This is a genomic window from Paenibacillus baekrokdamisoli, from assembly GCF_003945345.1.
Lineage (GTDB): Bacteria > Bacillota > Bacilli > Paenibacillales > Paenibacillaceae > Paenibacillus_Z > Paenibacillus_Z baekrokdamisoli.
Window position 1 is genome coordinate 4,513,561 of sequence record NZ_AP019308.1, and the last position, 21,714, is coordinate 4,535,274.

Here is a 21,714-nt window from a genome sequence, read left to right on the forward strand (position 1 = left end):
AAGCCTTCTTTACACCTGCTCGGTTATGAATCAAACCAAAAAAAGCCCTCCAATGATATTGGAGAGCACCGACCTGAAATTATAATTACCGATATTATCTTACACAATCGTACAGGACTAACCACTTTCGGTTAAAAAACTCCAGTATCAATAAAAGCTGTCCTCAAACAGCCGAAGCCATTTTTAGAGACAGCCCTATTCGTAACATTCATAAATGGAATGACCGCTCGCCTGTTCGTAATCACTTTTCACGCAAAATTCACAGGGTACTCGCTGCTTCAAGCACTTCCTGAACATGCGCTTTCACTCTCAAATTGCGCCATTCACGAACAAGCTTGCCTTTCTCATTGATCAGGAAGGTCGAGCGAACTAAGCCCATATATTCACGTCCATACAGCTTCTTCAGCTGCCAGACTCCATACAATTCACAGACTTTGTGCTCCGTATCTGCAAGCAGCTCGAAAGGCAGCTCATATTTGGATGCAAATCGTTCATGTGTCGCCACTGTATCTATGCTGATCCCCAGCACAACGGCATTAGAAGCACCGAAAGCTGCATAATTGTCGCGGAAATCACAGGATTCCTGTGTGCAAGCGGGCGTTAAGTCCTTCGGGTAGAAGAAGAGAATAACCTTCTTACCGCTATAATCACTAAGCTTCACCTCGCGTCCACCGATGGTGGGGAGGGTGAAGTCAGGTGCTTTTTTGCCTACGAACGCTTTTGCCTTTATTGCAGCCATAAGATTTTTTATTCCCCTTATCCGTTATTCTTGTGCTGTCCCTTATCCGTTATTCTTGTGCTATCCCCCGTCCTGCTACCCCCTAAGAGCCTGCCCCGCTGTACCGTTTCACACCACGATTCCAAATCATCAGCCCCAGAGTCAAGAATACGATCCCCATCACTGGTGTTAGTAGCGCAAGCGTTGATAATCCATCTTCATTCCGATGAAGAAAATAGGAAGCAGGGATGACGCCGACAAAAGCAAAAGGAAGAATCCAAGTCAACAGGAAACGAATGGCTTTGTTATAAATATTAACCGGATAACGGCCATAATTCTGAATATTATACATCAGCGGCAGGATGCCCGTCGGAGCATCGGAATAGAACGAAATCGCCGTCAGTGCCGTGTATAGCCCCGCGTAAATACAGAAAGCTCCAATGACAAATACGACAAGCATCAGCACATCTAAGACCTCGAAGGGAAGCCCAAGCTGCGTCCAGCTCAGCACCATAATAATAGCTCCAACAAGCGAGCCGAATAATGAAGGCGGGTCCACGTTCTCGAGCAGCACTTGGTATAGATTATAGGCTGGACGCGTCAGGATACGGTCCATTTCGCCTTTTACAATATAACGCTCACTGAAGTTCCAGATATTAAACAAGGCGCCGAATATTCCGGAAGGCACCATGAAGAAGCCATAAACGAACACGACCTCTGCCTCCGACCAGCCTCCAAGTGATGGCGTATGCTGGAACACAATGAGAATGAATATGAGGTTAACGCCTTGAAAAAGTAGATCCGATAAAACCTCTATCCAAAAATCCATGCGGTAAGTGAGCTTTACCTTGGCATAATTCTTCATATACTCAACAAATAACGTCCAATAAAACATCTCTTATCAACCTCCCTGCACGAACAGCCGAGTCCGCGCCTGCCGCCATACCCATGTAATCGGAATGATCAGCACGAGGAACCAGATGACTTGAATACCTAGTACGAGCCATACCTCATGACCCGTTGTTCTTCCTGTGAATACAGAGCTTGGCAAATACGTAATCGCTTGAAAAGGCAGCCACTTCATTGTGACTGCAAGCCATCCCGGAAAGAAGGAGATCGGCACGACAACACCTGAGAACAAATCGACCAGCACCCGCTTCATGCGAAGCATACCTTCATTATTTTCGACGAAGAAGGCGAATAATCCAACCAGCATATTGATTTGCGTATTAATCAAAAAGCTAAACACCAGCATGACAAAATACAGCAGCCATATGCTCGGATCAGTCGGCAGCTTGACCGGGAAGATCAAACATACGATCGCAAGGCCAGGCACCATGAACAGCAGCAGCCGGAAGATGCCTTCACCAAACCCTTGCATTAATTTAACAAACAAATAATTGTAAGGCCGAATGAACTGGATCGCAACGCTGCCGTCGCGTATTTCATTGGCAATCTCACGGTCAAGGTTGTTAAAATAGAACGCTCTCGCCATCCAAGAAACAGCTACATACGTCGTCATCTGAGCCAGTGTGAATCCGCCTAGCTCCTTCTGCACCCCATAAATAGCTTCCCACAAAAAATAATAAGCACCGATGTTTATTGCATAGATAATAATACCGCTGTAATAGTTGACTCGATAGGCAAGCATCATGAGAAAACGGATACGAATGAGGTCCAGATAAGCGCTATTCATTACGCTCAGGCTCCTTTACTTTGTTACCCGTAGCGCTATTATCGCCATTCCCTTTATTCTCCATGTTGTCTTCAGCAGCTGGCTGCTCGACTGTATCCGTTCCACTCTCTCGCAGCTTATCTGTCGCTTCCTTGGAGGCTGTCCCAGATTGATAAATTTCTCGGACGATCTCATCTGTATTGGTTTCTGTAATTTTAATATCCCGAATGTCTGCACCACCGCCTACCACTCTCGATAGGGCATCCGACACATTAACGGAATGGGGCAGCCACATCGTCGCAGTGAGCTCATTATCGACTGACCAAGTAACACCATCCAATCCTTCCGTTTGCGCATGCAAGCTAGACAACTCAGGCATCTGTCCGAATTGAAACTGGATTTCTCGTCCCTTGCTCCACCTTGTCTTCAGCTCATCCAGGCTGCCATCATAGATAATCCGCCCATCATCTAGCATAATGACTCTTGAACAAAGGGCCTCTATGTCCTGCAAATCATGGGTGGTCAGCAGAATCGTAGTGCCCTGCTCGCGGTTTATTTTTTTAAGAAATTCTCGAATTTCCGTTTTCACCACAATATCTAGACCGATAGTTGGCTCATCTAGGAATAGAATAGACGGATTATGAAGTAAGGAGGCCACTAGCTCACAGCGCATACGCTGTCCAAGACTTAGCTTGCGTACCGGACGATTCAACAGCTCTCCAAGCTCCAGCCTTTCTACAAGCTCATCCAACCGCTTGCGGAATTCCGCCTCAGGTACGCGGTATACCTTGCGAAGAAGCTGGAAGGATTCAATAACGCCGATATCCCACCACAGTTGACTGCGCTGACCGAATACGACACCAATGCCGCTCACGAACTTCTCACGGTCTTTGTAAGGCACGAATCCGTTTACCTCTATGTGACCAGAGGTTGGAACTAGGATACCGGTTAACATTTTGATCGTGGTTGATTTGCCTGCACCATTCTCACCAATATAACCGCATATTTCACCTTGAGGAATTTGAAATGATATATCCTTCACCGCAGTAATTTCATTGTATTCTCGCTTGAACAAATCCTTCAACGCGCCGGTGAGACCTTCACGGTTTTTCTGCACTTGAAACTGCTTGCGTAAATCCTTCACATCAATTGCCAGCATAGGCTCTTTTTCTACCTTTCTCGTTCGACATTTCCTGGGAAATATCTGTCTTTTTCATAGTTAATATATAAAACTTGCTTCTATACGACAATCCATTTTATAATTTTATGATATGTAATACTATAGGCAGTTTAATTATTCGTAAACCTTGTCGCTTATATGCACCTACACCTACTCTATTATACCAATTTTAACGCCATCATATTTCTTAAATACTGAGGAGGATATTCATGCCGCGTAAGCAGCAAAAGGACCCTAAGAAAAAAAGACCGTGGAAATGGGTAATACTCGGAATCGCTATCGTTGTTGTCGCGATTGTGGGCGTCTATATTTATAATCTTAATCATTCATTAGGCGGATTAAGCAAATCAAAAGATCAATCCATATTTGGTGGATTCAAAGATAACCCGACAGAAAAACCCGCAGTATGGGAAGGCACGGAGAGAGTTAATATTCTTATTATGGGCGGCGACAATCGCGGCTTGAAGAAAAGCGAGACGGCTCGCTCCGATTCCATGCTCGTTGCCTCTGTTGATCCTGTAACGAAGAAGGCTCATCTCTTCTCGGTGCTTCGTGATACTTATGTTCCTATTGCAGGCCATGATGAAGGCCGCGTTAATACGGCGCTTGCGCTAGGCGGGCCTAACCTTGCCATGAAGACCATTGGCGGAATGCTTGGACTTGATATTCAATATTATGTGTATACAGACTTCGAGGGATTCAAATCACTTGTAGATGCTATTGGCGGTATACAAAATTTTGATGTTGAGAAAAATATGAACTATGTCGATAATGCGGACGGTAACCGCTATGATATTCATCTTAAAAAAGGAATTCAAGACCTTGATGGTACGACAGCACTGCAGTATGTTCGCTTCCGTCATGATGCAATGAGTGATTTCACACGAACTGAGCGTCAGCGCAAGCTGCTGTCTGCAGTAGCGGATAAAATGAAATCGGGCTGGACGGTTGTTAATCTTAGTAAAATTATTGACAGCATCAGTCCTTACGTAGAGACGAACATCACAGTATCGGATATGCTCAAGCTAGCCCAGCTAGGCCTTTCCACTTCCATTGGTGGATCTTCGCAAGTACCTCCGATGGATTTAATCGGGGAAAAGAAAGTCGGCGGCGCATCGGTTCTCTCCATAAGCGATGACAAAGCGCTGCTTGATTACGTACAAAGCGAGATTGCCAAAGATACAGCAGTTACGACACCAGCGGCTGCGGGTACAGATTCTACAGAGGCTGGAAGCAGCAACAGCCAATCAACGAATAATACGAAGAGCAACACGACTTCCAAAGGTAAGTAATCGCTCCTTATAAGATTCAAGTACGTAGAGGGTGGATTCTGACCAATCGGCAGAATCACCCTCTTTCTTACGAAATGCTTAGATTATGCTTACGAAGTGCATTTCTTACGAAATGCTTAGATTATGCTTACGATGTGCATTTCTAAAGAAATGCTTAGATTACGCTTACGATGTGCATTTCTAAAGAAATGCTTAGGAGGGTTCATTATGTCCATTCAACGTTCACGTTCGGAAATGCTTTATGCTGAAGCACTTGAGCATATTGTCGGCGGTGTTAATAGTCCGTCCCGTTCTTTTAAAGCGGTTGGCGGAGGCGCGCCTGTTTTTATGAAACGCGGAAGTGGTGCTCATTTCTGGGATGTAGACGGCAACCGCTACATCGATTATTTATGTGCATACGGGCCAATCATTACAGGTCATGCCCATCCGCACATTACGGCAGCCATTGTACAGGCTGCTGAGAATGGAACACTATATGGAACGCCAACCGAGCTTGAGATTGAGCTCGCACGCAAATTGAAAACAGCTATTCCATCGATGGATAAAGTTCGATTCGTCAATTCCGGCACAGAAGCGGTAATGACAACGATTCGTGTCGCCCGTGCCTATACGAAGCGCAGCAAAATCATCAAATTCGCTGGCTGTTACCACGGCCATTCTGATCTCGTGCTCGTAGCTGCAGGTTCAGGTCCATCTACGCTCGGCATACCTGATAGCGCTGGCGTTCCTAAGAGCATTGCAAGCGAAGTTATCACAGTCCCATTCAACGATCTCGCCAGCCTGCAGCAAGCGCTTGACCACTGGGGAAAAGATATAGCAGCGGTCATGGTTGAGCCAATTGTCGGCAACTTTGGCATGGTTATGCCTGAGCCCGGCTTCCTAGAAGGGCTATGCAAGATGACTCGCGAAGCCGGCGCACTCGTTATTTACGACGAGGTCATCAGCGCCTTCCGCTTCCATTACGGCAGCGCACAGACTTATGCAGCCTTTCCAGACAAGCAAGCGATAGAACCGGACCTGACTGCACTTGGCAAAATCATAGGCGGCGGTTTGCCGATCGGCGCCTATGGCGGCCGTAAAGAAGTCATGGCTCAGGTTGCACCGTTAGGACCAGCCTATCAAGCGGGAACGATGGCGGGCAACCCTGCCTCTATCTCCGCCGGTATAGCATGTCTAGAGGTGCTCCAGACCCCTGGCGTGTATGAACGTATGGAGGCACTTACGATTCAGTTAGCCGACGCCTTGCAGCAATCTGCCAATCACTATGGCATTCCACTGACGATCAATCGGATTCGAGGCTCCTTCTCGGCGCATTTCTGCGACCATCCCGTCACGAACTATGAGGAAGCACAGGATACAGATGGCGAGCAATTTGCTCAGTTCTTCCGCTTGATGCTGGATCAGGGCATTTGCCTAGCTCCATCCAAGTATGAAGCGTGGTTCCTAACCACTGCACATACCGAGCAGGATATTATAGAGACCATTACAGCAGCGGATAATAGCTTCAAAACAATGCGCGCTGGTCAATAAGCATTCGACTGTCGGGAAAGCCTATGATAAAGGGACGCCGCCTCTTATTAATTAGAGGTGGCGTCCCTTTCGCTTCACTAAGTTTCTTCTTTTTGTTCTTCCCTGATTAAGAGTCAAGAAATCAGCGCAATCATTTCGGCTTCTAAGGTATAACTTTCTGGCTCAAACTCATATTCAGTGGTTGACTATTTTGAAACAGGCCCGTTATAACAGGGGCTTTTCCCGGTAACCTTGCTGAGCGGACTGTGGAACCGCTATTCAGATCAGAAAACGACTCCAAACAAGTTTAGCGGACACAGGTTCCGCTATCAACTAAAATGCAGCTGATTTCAGAAGATTTGCTGGAGAATAGCGTCTTCTCTGTCCTTTAATCCACCTACATGCAGCGATTGGACTGAAATAAGAGCTCTCCTGTCCGCTCAGCATCTGATTACTTTCGTCGTCAACCACTAGTTTTGGTGTTGAGCCAGTTTTCTTACTTCTTATCTACAACCGAAGCAATGATGGTAATGCTTATTGGAATGATAATAATGGCACCGACAACCAGCCAGCTGCTCGGGCGCGCCATGTTAACCGTCCAGCCAATTCCAAAGCGTTTGGGCACGAATAAAGCAGGGTCATCAGCATTGTAATAGAAGGCGCCGCCGCCCTTCCAATGCTTTTCCTCATTGGAGGCTCCCCATGTGTTATGCGTAATCCCTTTTCGATGAAGATAAAGAATCAATACAATGACACTCCCTAGAATAACGACGGGAAGTGCAATCATGACGACCTTGAGAATATCCATAGACCATTCGTAAATGATAGATCCCTGAATATAACTGAATAAGAGGATGATCAGCAAGGACAAACCATACAGAAAAACAGAGCTCGTAAATCGAAATTTCTGCTCCTTATCCATCGACTCCGCCGCTTGACTCGGATCCAGCTGCTGCTTGGCTATTCGGGTTATAAAGTTAGTGCCTATGAATAATACAATCATCAACAACTGAATAATGTTTAGCATAAATACCGATCCAAAGCTTTTGCTTGCATATCGATCTGGCTCGAAGCTTCCATTGTAATGGGTAATTAATGTTTCAGGGATACGATCCCATTGCAGAGCAGCGAATACCACGGAAACGATAACGATACCCAGATGAACAAGATACCAGCCATTAGCGAGTACCAGACGTTGACTGCGAAACTTTAAGCTAGCCACGCGACGAGTCTCGACCGGCTGCTCCCATCCGTTATTTATTTTCATACGAGCTGCAGCCCTGTAATGCCGGGCATTCACGAGTAGCAGCCCTACTAGTTCGACCGTTAGAGCAGTTGGAACTATCACCTGCGTTATGCCTCCAGTCAGCCAGCCCGCCAATACCCCAGCAGCGATTCCACCTATAATTGCGAATATAGACTGAATGATATAGCTCCGCTTTAGCGAACGAATACCGGGTTCCAGACGATTAGCTGCTGGAACAACAACTCCGAACAAATTCGATTGTGTTCCCAGTAAAGGAACAAGTATGACCAGAGCACCTACACACAAATAAGTTACGATGAAAGAAATCCAAACCAGTTCACTCATGTTCATTCCAGATTATCCCCCTTATACATCAAGTCACCTCTATATACGGCGAGGCTAGCAGCTACGAATTCGGACTCTGACATCCCTCTTACAACTGCCTCCGAAGCCACAGAACGAAGCTGACGATGCAGCTTATCTATAAAAGCCTCGGTTACACCAGGCATCTCTCCCGGCTGCACGACAACACCCTTCTTGCGATGAACCTGTAGAAAGCCATCCTGTTTCAGTACCTGATAAGCTTTGTTGACCGTATGCAAATTAATGCCCAGATCAGAGGCAAGACTTCGAACGGATGGCATCGCATCGCCCGGATTAAGCTCTCCAGATGCGATACCTTCTACGATCTGCTGTGCAATTTGAGCAAAAATAGGCCGATCCGATTGCAGCTCTAGCTCAATAAACATCTCATCGCTCTCCTAGAACATCTGTTATATTCCGAATATAACAGATGTCGCATTTTCATTCAAGATTCTTTTTAATTTCCGCTCTGAATTCATTGCTATATAAGTTGAACTTAAGAAACGAACAATGAGCCGCTGCACAGATGGAATGTTCTTCCGATCGAAATCCGGTCTCAAAGGCGAACGCTGACGCTTCTCCAGAATCATCCATCTGCTCCGCTCACTTGTTATAGCTCTAGTTCAACTTATTTAATTACTAATAGACAAAAAAAACGCATCATCTCCCGTCCTTACTGCGACGGAGATGATGCGTGAACTTTCACATTCTTACCTAATCATTAAACCATATAGCTAGCTGCTTCCTTCAGCTTTCATCAGCTCATCAACAAAAGCATCATGAATATGTCCATTTGAAGCGGCAACATTACGAACGCCAAGATTGTACGGGTTCCCTTTTGAATCTGTTACACGGCCGCCGGATTCAGTCACCAGTAGTGATCCAGCAGCCAAATCCCATGAATTCAAGCCATATTCCCAAAATCCGCTTAATCGGCCTGCAGCTACATAGGCCATATGTAACGCAGCGGAGCCGCTAGAGCGAATATTACGCACTTGTGGGACAAGCGCTTGAAGCCCTTTCATATTCATTGGCAAGGCATAATTCGGATCAGCTGGGAAACCCGTTGCAAGCAAACTATCACGAAGCGTTTGCTCCCCAGAGGCCTCCATACGCCGACCGCGTACATAAGCACCCTTCCCTTTCTCTGCAACGAACAACTCGTCCCGCATCGGGTCATACACAACACCTACGATTACTTCGCCTTTATGTGCTAGCGCAATGGAGACAGAGAAGAATGGAAAGCCATGCACAAAGTTGGTTGTCCCATCAATAGGGTCGACCACCCAGAGGTATTCAGCATCCTTCACGCTTTGGAGTGCACGGTCCGATGCTTCCGGTCCAGGCTGAACACCTTCTTCACCCAAAAAGGAGTGATGAGGAAAATGCGTTTGCACTAAGTTACGAATCATCATCTCCGCACCTTTGTCCACTTCGGTAACGAGGTCTTGAGCAGAATATTTTAACGATAGGCTTGTATGGCTGCCTAGCTTAGTTTTAATCCATTCACCAGCTTTCGCCGCGCAATTAATTGCTACAGGGGTAAAGCTTTTCCCCCCAATAGTAGGGATGTCGTTCTGATCATTCACGTTCGATCACACTACTTTCCTATAACTCTGTTATGGTATTACTATACGTCACCAGAATGGCAAAGTTTCGCCCGAATTGTGCCATCGCTGTTAAAGTTGGGTCACGCCTTCAGTAATTAATTCAATGGAGAGCAGAATCAGAGTTAGTCTTAGAAGCCAGAGCAGTCCTTTGCCTGTCATTTTACCTGCGATAATCGCACCGATCTTGCCGCCAAACCAAGCACCCGGAACAAGCGCAAGCACAATCCATAATTGAATCTCTCCCAGTGCTGCATGAACACCGCTGCCTAGAATAGAGGATAAAAAGATGACAAACATAGAGGTAGCTGTTGCCACATGCGGTGGAAAACGAAAAAGCAGTACCATCATCGGTACGAACAGAGAACCTCCGCCAATACCGAACAAGCCCGATATAAGACCTACGCAGAATCCGATAATTAGCGCCGGCAGAATGGCATAACCATATGTATGAATGCTCCCATCCTCATCCGTAAATGTTCGTTCAATTGGCCATTTCCTAGATACCGGCTTCAGAAAATCGCGTGCAATTAATAGGCCTGCCATAAGCAGCATGAAAATGCCAAATACAAGCTGAAAGACGCCATTTTGCAAATATCGCGTTATTGCCGAACCAAGCATAGCTGCTGGACCGCTCGTTATGAACAAAAGCCAGCCACTGCGAAAGTCTACCCGTTTCTTCTTCGCGTAGGAGAGCGTCGATGCAAGCGCAGTCACAATAAGTACGGCCAAAGAAGTTCCAACTGCAACCTCATGATTAATCTCCGAGCCCGTCAAGCGAGATCCAAGCAGAATAAGTGTGGGGACGATAATAATGCCGCCGCCGAGTCCAACTACGCTGCCAAAAATAGAAGCAATGAATCCCAGTACAACCAGACCCAAAAGCGCCAGCATAAATTTATCCCTCTTCTAAATTGTAATATCTTCTTGTAATATCTTCTAGTTTAACCTATCTTACATTAAAATTCGCCACTTTGCTTATGATGGACTACAAATTATTGTTATAAGGACTTTCAAGATATCGATGAAAGGTTGTAATTATGCAAATTCATCGTACAGCTTCATTCCCAATTTGAACGCCGTAGTAAGATAAATACCATTCTACAAACCTTGGGATCCCCTCTTCAATGGACGTCCTTGGTTCATAATTGACTTCCTGCCGCAAGCTTTCTACATCTGCATACGTTTCAAGCATATCGCCTGGCTGCATCTTCTCCAGGTTGATGATCGCTTTGCGACCTATAGATCGCTCTAAAACCTCGATATACTTCATTAGCTCAACCGGCCTGCCGCTGCCGATATTATGAATCCGGTAAGGCGCATAGCTCACGGCTGGATTTGGGTGATCGCCTTTCCAACTCTTATCGCCTTGCGGTGCTTGCGGAATGAGCCTGATAATACCCTCGATAATATCATCAATATAGGTAAAGTCCCGCTTCATCTGCCCTTTATTAAAAACGGTAATCGGTTCACCTGCAACAATCGATTTCGTGAATGTGAACAGTGCCATATCCGGCCTTCCCCATGGTCCATATACGGTAAAAAACCGCAGGCCTGTCGTCGGTATCTGAAACAGATGACTGTAGGAATGCGCCATGAGTTCATTTGCTTTTTTTGTCGCTGCATACAGACTTAGCGGGTGGTCTGCATGATCGGAAACCGAGAATGGCATAGCTGTATTAGCTCCATACACGGAGCTTGACGAACCGTAGAGCAGATGACTCGTTCCATAAGAACGACAAGCCTCCAGCACATTTAAGAAACCAGTCACATTGGAATCTACATAGGCATGTGGAGATAATAAGCTGTGCCGAACGCCCGCTTGAGCCGCAAGGTGCAGCACCGCATCCGGCTTGTAGGCTTCAAAGACAGCATTCATTGCCCCACGGTCTTCAAGCGCTGCGTTCACAAAGGTAAAGCCGGTACTTTCCTGCAGAAGCTTAAGACGTGACTGCTTCAACGATGGATCATAGTAGTCATTCAAATTATCATATCCGATTACCGTACCACCCTCAGCCAACCACCTTCTTGCCGCATGAAACCCGATAAACCCTGCAGAGCCTGTAACAAGTAACGATTTCAATACCTTTTGCCTCCTAAATGTCTAACCGCACGGCACCTAATAAAAAAGAACTGCCGCGTAGCAGTTCCTTGTGTGTGGGCGCCCTTCTCATTCGCTATCTAGGCACCTGTATGTTTAAGAAGAGTTAAATCTCAATGCTTGCTCCATCAATAACCCGGATGCTCTCGCCTGCGGCTTCAAGTTCCCGAAAATCATCCATCAGCTTAAATAAAGCAGCATCCTTCTGCTTCGCTTCAAGCATACAATCAAGCCGATCTACGGAGCCTGCCGCTTCCTTCAAGAATCGAAAGAGAGGTGCCACCTCCACGTTATCTGCATGACAGCGCGGATCCTTCTCACTCTTCGGACTTGATACGTGAATCTTCGTCGGCAGCAAGAAGTTAGCTCCTTCAGCGAGCCTTCCTGGAGCTGCATGACGTCCATCCTTATCATAATCTCCCGTTTGCCACGTCCTTAAGATACGCGGCCACAAGTCACCAAAGAGAGTGGTGTCTGTCTCACCGCCATCATTAACCGCATGATGATGAATGTCCAGCACCATCGGGGTGCCTACAGCTTCCGCTGCGGCTAACGTCTCTCTAGCTGTAAACGTCTTATCATCATTCTCCAGCGTAATCCGTCGTTTGAACTTATCATCCAATTCGCTGAACTGCTTGATGAACCGCTCAGCCGATGTAGGCTTGTCCCCATAAGCACCGCCGACATGTATATTGCATTTGGCCTCCTCATCAAGCCCCATTGCCTCCAGCATTTGCAAATGATACGCGAGAACATCTTTGGACTTCGCCAGCACCTCTGGTCGAGGTGTGCTGAATACACAGAAATGGTCGGGATGGAAGGATACACGCATCTGCTTTTCTCTCACGAACCTCCCGATATCGGCAAATGCTTCCTGCAGATAGGACCAAGGAAGCCACTCCTTCAGCTCGTCATGAGTAGCAAGCGGTATAAGTTTGGAGGAGAAACGATACATCCTAATATCATGCGTGTAACAATGCCGCAGCAATCGCAGCGTATTCTTCAGATTATCTTCAGCGGTTCGCTCCAGCTTGCGCAGAGCTGCTTCACGATCGTTCAGCTTCGAAAAAGTAGCAAAGGTCATGGTGTGTGAAGGTGAGGCGTTCGTAAGGCGCATGCTCATCGCGACAAAGCCGAAGCGGACAATCATTCTTTTTCCCCGAAGAACATCTCGAATGCTAGCGCTGTCTGTATGCGTGCTTCTTCCTCCGTCAGTTTGCGTATAAGCTCCATCTCCACCTGCGTAATCTCTTCACCTTGAAAGTTGATCTCGGCAATGGATACGAGAATACGGACAATGGCTATGGCCTCATTCTCAGGTGTATAGGCGATGACCTTTTGACCTGTTGGATAGACGCGAAAACCGCTTTTCACCATTTTGCCACGGCCGTATTCAAGAAGCTCGTACAGCTCCTGTGCCGATTTAAACTTGCAGACCGAGTTGAATTCCGTTGCGAATCCCATCATCTTCCCTCCTCCCTACAATTATGTGCACTTGCATGTCTTATTTATGTAGAGCTACTTCGATTATGTTGACAATGGAAAATCCGGCCTGCTAGACCGGACTTCCTCCGCCATAATCAATGCGTTGTTTCTCGGCATGCCGGGAAAGAGCGAGCGCAATCAGCGTGTCCAGCAGCTCTCCGTATGAAACGCCGCTTTCCTTAAACATCAAAGGGTACATACTGAAGGGAGTAAAGCCTGGCATCGTGTTCACTTCATTAATGAACAGCTGACCGTCCTCTTTGCGCATGAAGAAGTCGATGCGGGAAAGTCCCGACCCATCGATAGCTAGGAAGGCCCGAATTGCCATTTCACGAACCGCTTCGGCTGTTTCGGCCGGAATATTCGCTGGAATATGCATCATAGACTTTCCATCGGTGTACTTCGCTTTGTAATCATAGAATTCGCTTGAGGAGGTGATTTCACCCGGCAGCGATGCACGGGGATCATCGTTACCTAAAACGCCAACCTCAATCTCACGTGCATCAACGAATTCCTCAACAATGACCTTACGGTCAAAGCGGAGAGCATAATCAACACCTTCAATCAGCTCTTCACGATTACGTGCTTTGGAGATGCCGACACTTGATCCCAGATTCGCCGGTTTAATGAAACAAGGGTAACCCAGCGCCACTTCAATTTCCATAATGAAAAAGGCCTTGTCCTTCTCCCATTGTGTCCGGTTGAAGTAACGGAATACACATTGTGGCAGTCCTTCTTGCGCAAATACTTTCTTCATTGTAATTTTATCCATCCCTACCGCTGAGGCAAGCACGCCTGCACCTACGTAAGGAATGTTCGCCATCTCAAGCATGCCCTGAATCGTACCGTCTTCACCAAACGTTCCATGCAGGAGCGGAAACACGACATCCAGCGTTTCATTGACCACCTTCGGGCCGCTGCTGGCTGCAGAAGTAAGGCTGCTTATTCCCGTAAACACAGGCATTACTGCATCTGTACCGGAAGTGGCATTGCCACCGGCGAGTCTCAGCAGCTCAAGATCATTGGGAGGTGCGAGCAGAGCCTCACCCGCACGCCACTCCCCGTCTTTAGTAATATAGAAAGGTTTAATCTCGTATTGGTTATAATCAAAAGCCTTCATAACTGCAAGCGCTGTTTGGAGCGATACTTCATGCTCGCCCGAGCGTCCACCGTACACGAGTCCAACGCGTACCTTGTCCCTCATAGTCAAATCCTCCGGTTACATATAATTTCCCCACTCTTGCCCATTAAAACTCATCATGAATATGAAAAAAACGGTATTTGGTTTGCTTTGTCCACGCATAAGAATCCCGATAATCCCAGTAACGATGGCGACTTGGCACGGTATTGGCGTTTACAAGCGGCATGCCGAAGGCATCAAAGGCAGTTACAACCGTGCTGTGCTGAAAGCGATTGTCCCCGCTCCAATCATAGGTAATGACATCACCTAAGGCTAATTGATCAGCGGAGCTGACAATCGTTGCTCTGAGCGCTTCATGGCGGGGAGCTGATAGATAATTCTGCAGGGCATTAGACACAGCCCAGCTGTAGCTCCAATCCTCACGTCCACCGCTTCGTCCTCGATACCACCAGCCCAAATTCCTTTTACCAGTATAATTCATCGGTGCGCTGCCTGCAAAGAGGCACTGGGACACATAGTTCGTACAATTCACCTCGAAATTCTCATAGGCGGGGTTCGCTTCATTCCACCAGCGATCGGCATAAGCAGCTACTAAATCACGCCTGTAATGAATTCCAGCTCTTTGATGTTTGAAATGAGGCAAAACATCATAATTTATATAAGGTATGGATTGCGGTTTACCTATTTCGGTCTGATCATATTCGTAACCTGGAAGCGAGGGGGCAAAGGAATCCGATATACTGTACCTTGGCCGTCTCTCAGAAACAATAGGCTCGATGCGGGATATGCGATAACCCCTGCCATCGGCAGCCAACCAGAGCCGTTCCCGATCAAAGCGCTCCTCTGTATAATTACGGCCTTGCTGCTCGATTATGCGCTTCGTACGAAGCTCAATAAGAACAATGACCTCAGTTAGCGAACCAGACTCGATTATGCGTATCAGCTCAGCACTCGTTTCACTTCGCGTTGCTAAAGCACCGCGAAGCAATTCCTGTTCACGGAGTCTGGAGAGGCGCTGACTAAACCGGGAGAGGTGATCCCGATCTGAAACAAGCTCCTCAAATGCTTGCGCGTAACGGTCAATTTCGGATTGATTATAAAGCTTCACATACGCGTGAACAGCAGCTTTCCATCCAGTAAGTTCAGGCTCCTTAGCGTTCTGCCCGACCTCGCTGCCATTATTCGAGATCCGAGGTGAGATACGATTGGCTTTATTTCCTGATCTTGACCTTGTCCCTGAACCCAGCTTTGTTCCGTTTCTCGGCATGACGATTCCTCCCTGCAATCAGTTCTAATGCTCCGTGCTTGCAAAGTAGTTTCAGTATATGAGCAGCCTTGTGAATTCATGTAAATCTGCTGGAAACAACTTCTTAAAGCAATATTATGGGCTGTCAATCATGTTTGATTCGGATGCTTCAGCCGGCAGAAAGCAGTCAGAAAGCGACTAGGCGGTGGTAAGAGGGAGACATACGACCTGATTTCACGAATCCCAAGCAGGGCATGGTGTGAGAACGATTTTCATTATCAATTTTTGCAGGTTAAAAACAGTCAAATACCAAAAAATAAGCAGCTTGTTGATGATATTTGGACTTTCTTATCTGAGCAAAAAACGCTATACTAAGGTTATGATTGTTTTTGAAATTGTGTTTCACACAATGAAACATAAATTGTGATTTTTCAGATTCGTTATCAGACAAAGAGCCATAAGGAGGCGTCATTTGTAATGACTAAGCAAAACGATTATTCCGTCCGCGAAACACTTGAAGTCAGCGGTAAGCCCTTCGCGTACTACCGACTAGCCGGACTAGAAGAGCAAGGACTAGGCAACATCTCCAAACTGCCTTTCTCCATTAAGGTTCTCCTCGAAGCTGCTGTTCGTCAATTCGACGGACGTGCCATCACAAAGGAGCACGTTAAACAACTAGCAACATGGGCCGATGGCCGCGAAGACAAAGAAATCCCATTCATTCCAGCACGTATCGTGCTTCAAGATTTTACAGGTGTTCCGGTTGTTGTCGATTTGGCAGCGATGCGCGACACCGTTAAGAAATCAGGCGGCGATCCTAAACAAATCAATCCGCTCGTACCGGTTGATCTTGTCATTGACCACTCCGTTATGGTTGATGCCTTCGGAACTCCTGAAGCGCTTGAATATAATACGAGCATTGAATTTAAACGTAATGAAGAGCGCTACCGTTTCCTTCGCTGGGCACAAACAGCATTTGATAACTTCCGTGCTGTACCACCAGGAACAGGTATCGTTCACCAAGTTAACCTTGAGTACTTGGCATCCGTTGCCGCAACAAAAACAACAGACGGCGAAACTGTCGTTTACCCAGATTCCCTTGTTGGAACGGACTCCCATACTACAATGATCAATGGTCTTGGCGTTGTTGGCTGGGGCGTTGGCGGTATTGAAGCAGAAGCTGGTATGCTTGGACAACCACTTTACTTCGTTACACCTGAGGTTATTGGCTTCCGCCTAACAGGCAGCCTTTCTGAAGGCGCAACTGCAACTGACCTTGCTTTGACCGTTACGCAGATCCTTCGTAAAAAAGGTGTTGTTGGTAAATTCGTTGAGTTCTTCGGACCTGGTCTTTCCAACATCAGCCTTGCAGACCGTGCAACGGTTGCGAACATGGCTCCTGAGTATGGTGCTACTGTTGGTTTCTTCCCGGTTGATGATGAAACGTTGAACTTCTTGCGCAACACAGGTCGTACAGAAGAACAAATCGCACTGGTTGAGGCTTATTACAAAGCACAAGGCATGTTCCGTTATGATGACACGCCAGAGCCAGCTTTCACAGGCATTGTTGAGCTAGACTTGTCGACAATCGTGCCTTCCCTTGCTGGACCTAAGCGTCCACAGGACCGCGTTGAGTTAACAGCAATGAAAGAATCCTTCAACAGCATCATCCGTACTCCGATTGATAAAGGCGGCTATGGCCTGACCGATAACAAAATCGAAGAAATGGTTGAAGTGAAGCATAAGGACGGTTCCGTTAGCAAAATGGGAACGGGTGCCGTTGTTATCGCAGCTATCACAAGCTGTACGAATACATCCAACCCTAGCGTAATGCTCGGTGCAGCGCTTGTAGCTAAGAAAGCTGTAGAACGCGGCTTGAAGAAACCAGCTTACGTGAAGAGCTCGTTAACACCTGGTTCACTCGTCGTTACCGAATATTTGAAAAAAGCAGGACTTATGGAATCCCTTGAAGCTCTAGGCTTCCACGTTGCTGGTTACGGCTGCGCGACTTGTATCGGTAACTCCGGTCCATTGCCAGACGAAGTCAGCCAAGCCGTTGCTGATAACGACATGACGGTCGCTGCTGTTCTATCCGGTAACCGGAACTTTGAAGGCCGTGTTCATGCTCAGGTTAAAGCGAACTACCTGGCTTCACCGCCGCTAGTTGTCGCTTATGCGCTGGCAGGAACCGTTAATATCGACCTTTCTTCCGATCCAATCGGTTATGATCAGGCTAATCAACCTGTGTACTTGAAAGACATTTGGCCAACTTCCAAAGAAATCGCTGATGCCATTGCCATTGCAATGAGCCCAGAGATGTTCCGTGATAAATACGCTAACGTCTTCACACAAAATGAGCGTTGGAACGCGATTGATGTCCCTGAGGGTGAAATCTACGAGTGGGATGCCAAATCAACTTATATTCAGAACCCGCCGTTCTTCGAAGGCCTTGGACCAGATGTGGGTGATATTGCCGACATTAAAGGATCAAGCGTGCTTGCTTTGCTTGGCGATTCTGTTACTACAGATCACATCTCACCAGCCGGTAACATTACCACCAACAGCCCTGCTGGCGAATACCTAATCAAACATGGTGTTAACAAAGTAGACTTCAACTCCTACGGCTCACGCCGTGGTAACCATGAAGTTATGATGCGCGGTACTTTCGCGAACATCCGGATTCGTAACCAAGTGGCACCAGGCACAGAAGGCGGCGTTACGACTTACCTGCCAACTGAAGAAGTTATGTCGATCTACGATGCATCGATGCTCTATCAGGAAAAAGGTACTAACCTTGTCGTTCTTGCAGGTAAAGAATACGGCACAGGCAGCTCCCGTGACTGGGCAGCAAAAGGTACATTCCTGCTAGGTGTAAAAGCTGTAATCGCTGAGAGCTTCGAACGTATTCACCGTTCCAACTTGGTAGGTATGGGCGTTCTTCCGCTTCAATTCCAAGAAGGAAATGGCTGGAAAGCGTTGAACATTACAGGCCGCGAGAAATTCGATATTATCGGTCTGAATAACGATATCCAAGCAGGTCAGACGGTTCAAGTTATCGCTACACGCGAAGACGGTTCAACTTTCGAATTCCCAGCGACCGCTCGTTTGGACTCAATGGTTGATGTAGACTACTACCGCAACGGCGGTATCTTGCAAGCTGTACTTCGCCAAATGATTGCTGCTAACAACGCTTAATTAGTAATAAATGCTTAAAGGGACAGTACCCTCCACACGGAGAGGCACTGTCCCTTTTTGTATATCTGATTTTCTAAATCATTATCAGTCTGCTTGCCTACTTCAGCATAGCCCCGAGCCGGCTCGCTGCTTCAATGATAGCTGGCGCTTGCTCGCGCATCTTCTGCAGCGTCAGACGGCTGGCAGGACCAGAGACCGACAAGGCTGCGACTAGCTTGCCTGCTCTCGTAAAGATCGGCGCAGACACTGCAGCGGCGCCCTGCTCCCGCTCCTCAATACTCGTCGCATAGCCAAGCTTGCGAATTTCCTCCAGCTGCTCACGATATAGCTCCTTATCAAAGGAATCCGGCCAAGAGCCATCTGCGAGGAGCTCCTCTTGTTTGGCGATCTCCTCGAATGCGATAAGCACTTTACTCGATGCCCCGACATAAAGGGGCATTCTTGCTCCTACCGGCGCTACCCGCCGAACGGCCTGTGCGCTCTGCACCGCTTGAATACGAATACGTTCATTCCCATCGCGCAGATAGAGGCTAATCGTCTCGCCTAATGTCTCGCCAAGCAGCTCCATCTCCGGCAAGCTAATGACAGCCGGATCATCGGCTCCGGACATATTGGCCGACAGTTCCCATATGCGCAGCCCAAGTCTATAACGATCGGAAGCCGAGTCTCGCGCTACGAAGCCTCGATCTTCGAGCGTTGCTAGCATGCGATGAACCGTGCTTTTATGAAGCCCAACATTGTCAGCAATCTCGGTCATCGCCCATTCATTACGACTCGTGAAGCAAAGCAATATATCAAGTGCCCGTTCAACGGCGCGAACGGTCGACTTTCCATCCTCAGACATAGCAGCTACCTCCTAAAAGCATCCATAAAGTTTCATCCAATGAAACTTAGTTACACCTAGTATAGCTTAATAAGTGCATAGAGGTAAAGCTAACCTTAACAAGCCTGACTTATTTTACAGTCATATTACAAGACGTTAACAAGTCGTCGACAATCGTTGACAGGCCTTCGTTTGAACCATACGATAGGAGTATAGAACTACATAAAGCGCTTTCAACAATTGCCAGAAGGGGGACTTCATCATGAGTACAGTTATTACACCCTTACTTCCTGCCGGCGGTTTCGCACCCGGTGTATTGCCATCCCCCAGTCCTGCTTCACAATCGGCGGACAGAGCTACGATTAACTCTCGACGCAAACATATCGCTGTTGCAATTTTATCCGCTTTTATAGCCATGATTCTATTCGCCGTTCTTGCTTTTCACGGTTATGTAGCTTGGATTATTGCCCATCCTTATGTTGCGCCGCTAACCTCTAATCCTAAGATCGCCAAGAATCTCGATTATACAGATGTCTCATTCCCAAGCAAGAGCGGCCATACCAATGTTCACGGCTGGTATATTCCTGCGACAGCCGGCTCTTCCGAGCTTCCAAGAACACTAGCGACTGCAGCATTCAAAACTTCTGGCAGCGCAAGCCCCACCACTTTAGCGGCAGCTGCGGCTCCATCCAACCGCACCATCGTATTCAGCCATGGTTATGGTGCGAACCGCGAAGAGACCTGGGTGCCGATGTATGATCTAGCTAATCTGCTGCACCGTCTACACTATAATGTCTTCATGTTCGATTACGGTTATGCCTCTTCAACGGATCGCTCGCCAGCAACCGGCGGTATTGAAGAATCGAAGCAGCTGCTTGCAGCTGTTCAGTATGCACGCTCACAAGGAGCAGATCAGGTCGTCGTCTGGGGCTTCTCAATGGGAGCTGGAACGGCCCTGCAGGCCGCTCTGCAAACCGACAGCACAGACCGAATTGACGCTTTGCTGCTGGACAGTTTATTCCTAACAAGTCCTGAATCTCTATATGGCAATGTTCGTCAATATTTGGACCTGCCTCGTTATCCGTCCATGCCGCTAATTGAAGGGATGCTGCATTTCTTTACAGGAACGGACTTCAACAAAATCCCTACTGAACAAGTCATTTCGACAGCTTACAACATCCCGATGTATATCATGCATGGAACGGATGACGTAAAGGCTCCCCTTGCAACGGCTGAGAAGATCGCTTCCCTACAATCCAATTTGCTCTCAAGAGAATGGATCGTCAAGGGTGGAAAACACGAGATGCTGTTCCAAACGCGATCGAAGGAATACATTCAACGCGCTGCTTTATTTTTAAGCCAAGTGGATGCCGCTCGTAAAACAACTTCCACCACATAGATTAGCCTATTATGCGGATAACAAGCACTTTCTTATGCATCATGCAGCAAGGCAACAAAAAAAGACTCTCCTTGACTCCGCGAAATGCGAATCGTCAAGGAGAGTCTTTCTCCTACTAGGCTGCTATTTGATTAAGGAGAGAAATTCCGAACGGAGCGCTGCACTCTTGCGGAATTCACCGCGTACAGCAGAGGTGACCGTCTGACTTCCCGGCTTCTTCACACCGCGTGCACACATGCAGAGATGTTCACCCTCAACAACTACCATTACACCATGCGGCTGCAGCACTTCTTCCAAAATATTAGCAATCTGCGAAGTAATCCGTTCCTGTACCTGCAAACGTCTTGATATTGCTTCAACGAGTCGTGCAAACTTGCTTAGACCAGCAATTTTGCCACTCGGAATATATCCAATATGAACTTTGCCGAAGAAAGGCGCCATATGATGCTCGCATTGGCTGTAGTATACAATATCCTTAACAATGACAAGCTCTTCATGCTGCTCATCAAAGGTAACGCCAAGTACATCTCGGGGGTCAACATCGTAGCCCGCGAATATCTCTTCATACATCCGTGTGACGCGTGCTGGCGTTTCTTGCAGCCCTTCACGGTCAACATCTTCCCCAATTAAGCTTAGAATCTGCTTAATATGATATTCAATCTGTTCCCGATTATCTGAAACGATAGAATTCACGTAATCTTTTTTTCCCGCCATTCTATTCGTCCCCCTTTCCT

General features: G+C 47.2%; 19 protein-coding genes. 4 read left to right on the plus strand and 15 right to left on the minus strand.

What is annotated here, in order from left to right; translation table 11 throughout:
* Window positions 1-259: 259 nt before the first annotated feature.
* From bcp to EKN16_RS19875, 4 genes are all read right to left on the minus strand, one after another.
* Entirely contained in the window at window positions 260-739 is a 480-nt protein-coding gene (bcp, locus tag EKN16_RS19860; protein ID WP_125661150.1) for a thioredoxin-dependent thiol peroxidase, read from the minus strand.
* An 82-nt stretch (window positions 740-821) separates the two neighbouring features.
* Window positions 822-1,613, minus strand: a complete 792-nt coding sequence (locus tag EKN16_RS19865) for an ABC transporter permease (protein WP_125661153.1) — start codon at window positions 1,611-1,613, stop codon at window positions 822-824.
* A 6-nt stretch (window positions 1,614-1,619) separates the two neighbouring features.
* Window positions 1,620-2,414 (minus strand): ABC transporter permease, encoded by a 795-nt coding sequence (locus EKN16_RS19870; RefSeq protein WP_125661156.1) that lies wholly within the window; start codon window positions 2,412-2,414, stop codon window positions 1,620-1,622.
* Window positions 2,407-3,552 (minus strand): ABC transporter ATP-binding protein, encoded by a 1,146-nt coding sequence (locus tag EKN16_RS19875; protein WP_125661159.1) that lies wholly within the window; start codon window positions 3,550-3,552, stop codon window positions 2,407-2,409. The genes EKN16_RS19870 and EKN16_RS19875 overlap by 8 nt, the downstream gene beginning before the upstream one ends.
* Before the next feature lie 230 nt (window positions 3,553-3,782).
* On the opposite strand from EKN16_RS19875, the gene EKN16_RS19880 reads away from it, so the two are divergent.
* Together EKN16_RS19880 and EKN16_RS19885 are read left to right on the plus strand one after the other, a co-directional pair.
* Entirely contained in the window at window positions 3,783-4,865 is a 1,083-nt protein-coding gene (locus EKN16_RS19880; RefSeq protein ID WP_125661163.1) for an LCP family protein, read from the plus strand.
* Window positions 4,866-5,072: 207 nt separating this feature from the next.
* Window positions 5,073-6,395, plus strand: a complete 1,323-nt coding sequence (locus EKN16_RS19885) for a glutamate-1-semialdehyde 2,1-aminomutase (protein WP_125661166.1) — start codon at window positions 5,073-5,075, stop codon at window positions 6,393-6,395.
* Between the two features lie 475 nt (window positions 6,396-6,870).
* Here the strand turns inward: EKN16_RS19885 and EKN16_RS19890 are convergent, their stop codons facing one another.
* The 9 genes from EKN16_RS19890 to EKN16_RS19930 form a co-directional block, all read right to left on the minus strand.
* Window positions 6,871-7,971, minus strand: coding sequence for a DUF1648 domain-containing protein (locus tag EKN16_RS19890; RefSeq protein ID WP_125661169.1), 1,101 nt, complete (start codon window positions 7,969-7,971; stop codon window positions 6,871-6,873).
* Window positions 7,968-8,369: a GntR family transcriptional regulator gene (locus tag EKN16_RS19895; protein ID WP_125661172.1), complete on the minus strand. Its 402-nt coding sequence runs from the start codon at window positions 8,367-8,369 to the stop codon at window positions 7,968-7,970. The genes EKN16_RS19890 and EKN16_RS19895 overlap by 4 nt, the downstream gene beginning before the upstream one ends.
* Window positions 8,370-8,717: 348 nt before the next feature.
* Window positions 8,718-9,572, minus strand: a complete 855-nt coding sequence (locus EKN16_RS19900; RefSeq protein WP_125661175.1) for an inositol monophosphatase family protein — start codon at window positions 9,570-9,572, stop codon at window positions 8,718-8,720.
* 90 nt (window positions 9,573-9,662) lie between these two features.
* Window positions 9,663-10,484, minus strand: coding sequence for a sulfite exporter TauE/SafE family protein (locus EKN16_RS19905; protein WP_179955552.1), 822 nt, complete (start codon window positions 10,482-10,484; stop codon window positions 9,663-9,665).
* 154 nt (window positions 10,485-10,638) lie between these two features.
* On the minus strand, window positions 10,639-11,673 hold the full coding sequence (locus EKN16_RS19910; RefSeq protein WP_125661177.1) for an NAD-dependent epimerase: 1,035 nt from the start codon (window positions 11,671-11,673) through the stop codon (window positions 10,639-10,641).
* Between the two features lie 124 nt (window positions 11,674-11,797).
* Window positions 11,798-12,841, minus strand: a complete 1,044-nt coding sequence (uvsE, locus tag EKN16_RS19915) for a UV DNA damage repair endonuclease UvsE (RefSeq protein WP_125661180.1) — start codon at window positions 12,839-12,841, stop codon at window positions 11,798-11,800.
* Entirely contained in the window at window positions 12,838-13,155 is a 318-nt protein-coding gene (locus EKN16_RS19920; RefSeq protein ID WP_125666442.1) for a hypothetical protein, read from the minus strand. Before EKN16_RS19920 ends, uvsE begins: the two co-directional genes overlap by 4 nt.
* A 91-nt stretch (window positions 13,156-13,246) precedes the next feature.
* A complete protein-coding gene (locus tag EKN16_RS19925; RefSeq protein WP_125661183.1) occupies window positions 13,247-14,380 on the minus strand; it encodes a D-alanine--D-alanine ligase in 1,134 nt (377 codons plus the stop codon).
* Window positions 14,381-14,423: 43 nt separating this feature from the next.
* Window positions 14,424-15,584 carry an amidase domain-containing protein gene (locus EKN16_RS19930; protein ID WP_125661186.1) on the minus strand — a complete coding sequence of 387 codons (1,161 nt, stop codon included), beginning with the start codon at window positions 15,582-15,584 and terminating at the stop codon, window positions 14,424-14,426.
* Window positions 15,585-16,040: 456 nt separating this feature from the next.
* Here EKN16_RS19930 and acnA point away from each other — a divergent pair, with 456 nt between their 5' ends.
* Window positions 16,041-18,758 carry an aconitate hydratase AcnA gene (gene acnA / locus EKN16_RS19935; RefSeq protein WP_125661189.1) on the plus strand — a complete coding sequence of 906 codons (2,718 nt, stop codon included), beginning with the start codon at window positions 16,041-16,043 and terminating at the stop codon, window positions 18,756-18,758.
* A gap of 97 nt (window positions 18,759-18,855) precedes the next feature.
* Here the strand turns inward: acnA and EKN16_RS19940 are convergent, their stop codons facing one another.
* Complete coding sequence (locus EKN16_RS19940; protein ID WP_125661193.1) at window positions 18,856-19,602, minus strand: IclR family transcriptional regulator; 747 nt, start codon at window positions 19,600-19,602, stop codon at window positions 18,856-18,858.
* A gap of 241 nt (window positions 19,603-19,843) precedes the next feature.
* Here EKN16_RS19940 and EKN16_RS19945 point away from each other — a divergent pair, with 241 nt between their 5' ends.
* Window positions 19,844-20,980, plus strand: coding sequence for an alpha/beta hydrolase (locus tag EKN16_RS19945; RefSeq protein ID WP_125661196.1), 1,137 nt, complete (start codon window positions 19,844-19,846; stop codon window positions 20,978-20,980).
* Between the two features lie 123 nt (window positions 20,981-21,103).
* Here the strand turns inward: EKN16_RS19945 and folE are convergent, their stop codons facing one another.
* Window positions 21,104-21,694: a GTP cyclohydrolase I FolE gene (gene folE, locus EKN16_RS19950; RefSeq protein ID WP_125661199.1), complete on the minus strand. Its 591-nt coding sequence runs from the start codon at window positions 21,692-21,694 to the stop codon at window positions 21,104-21,106.
* Window positions 21,695-21,714: the final 20 nt, after the last annotated feature.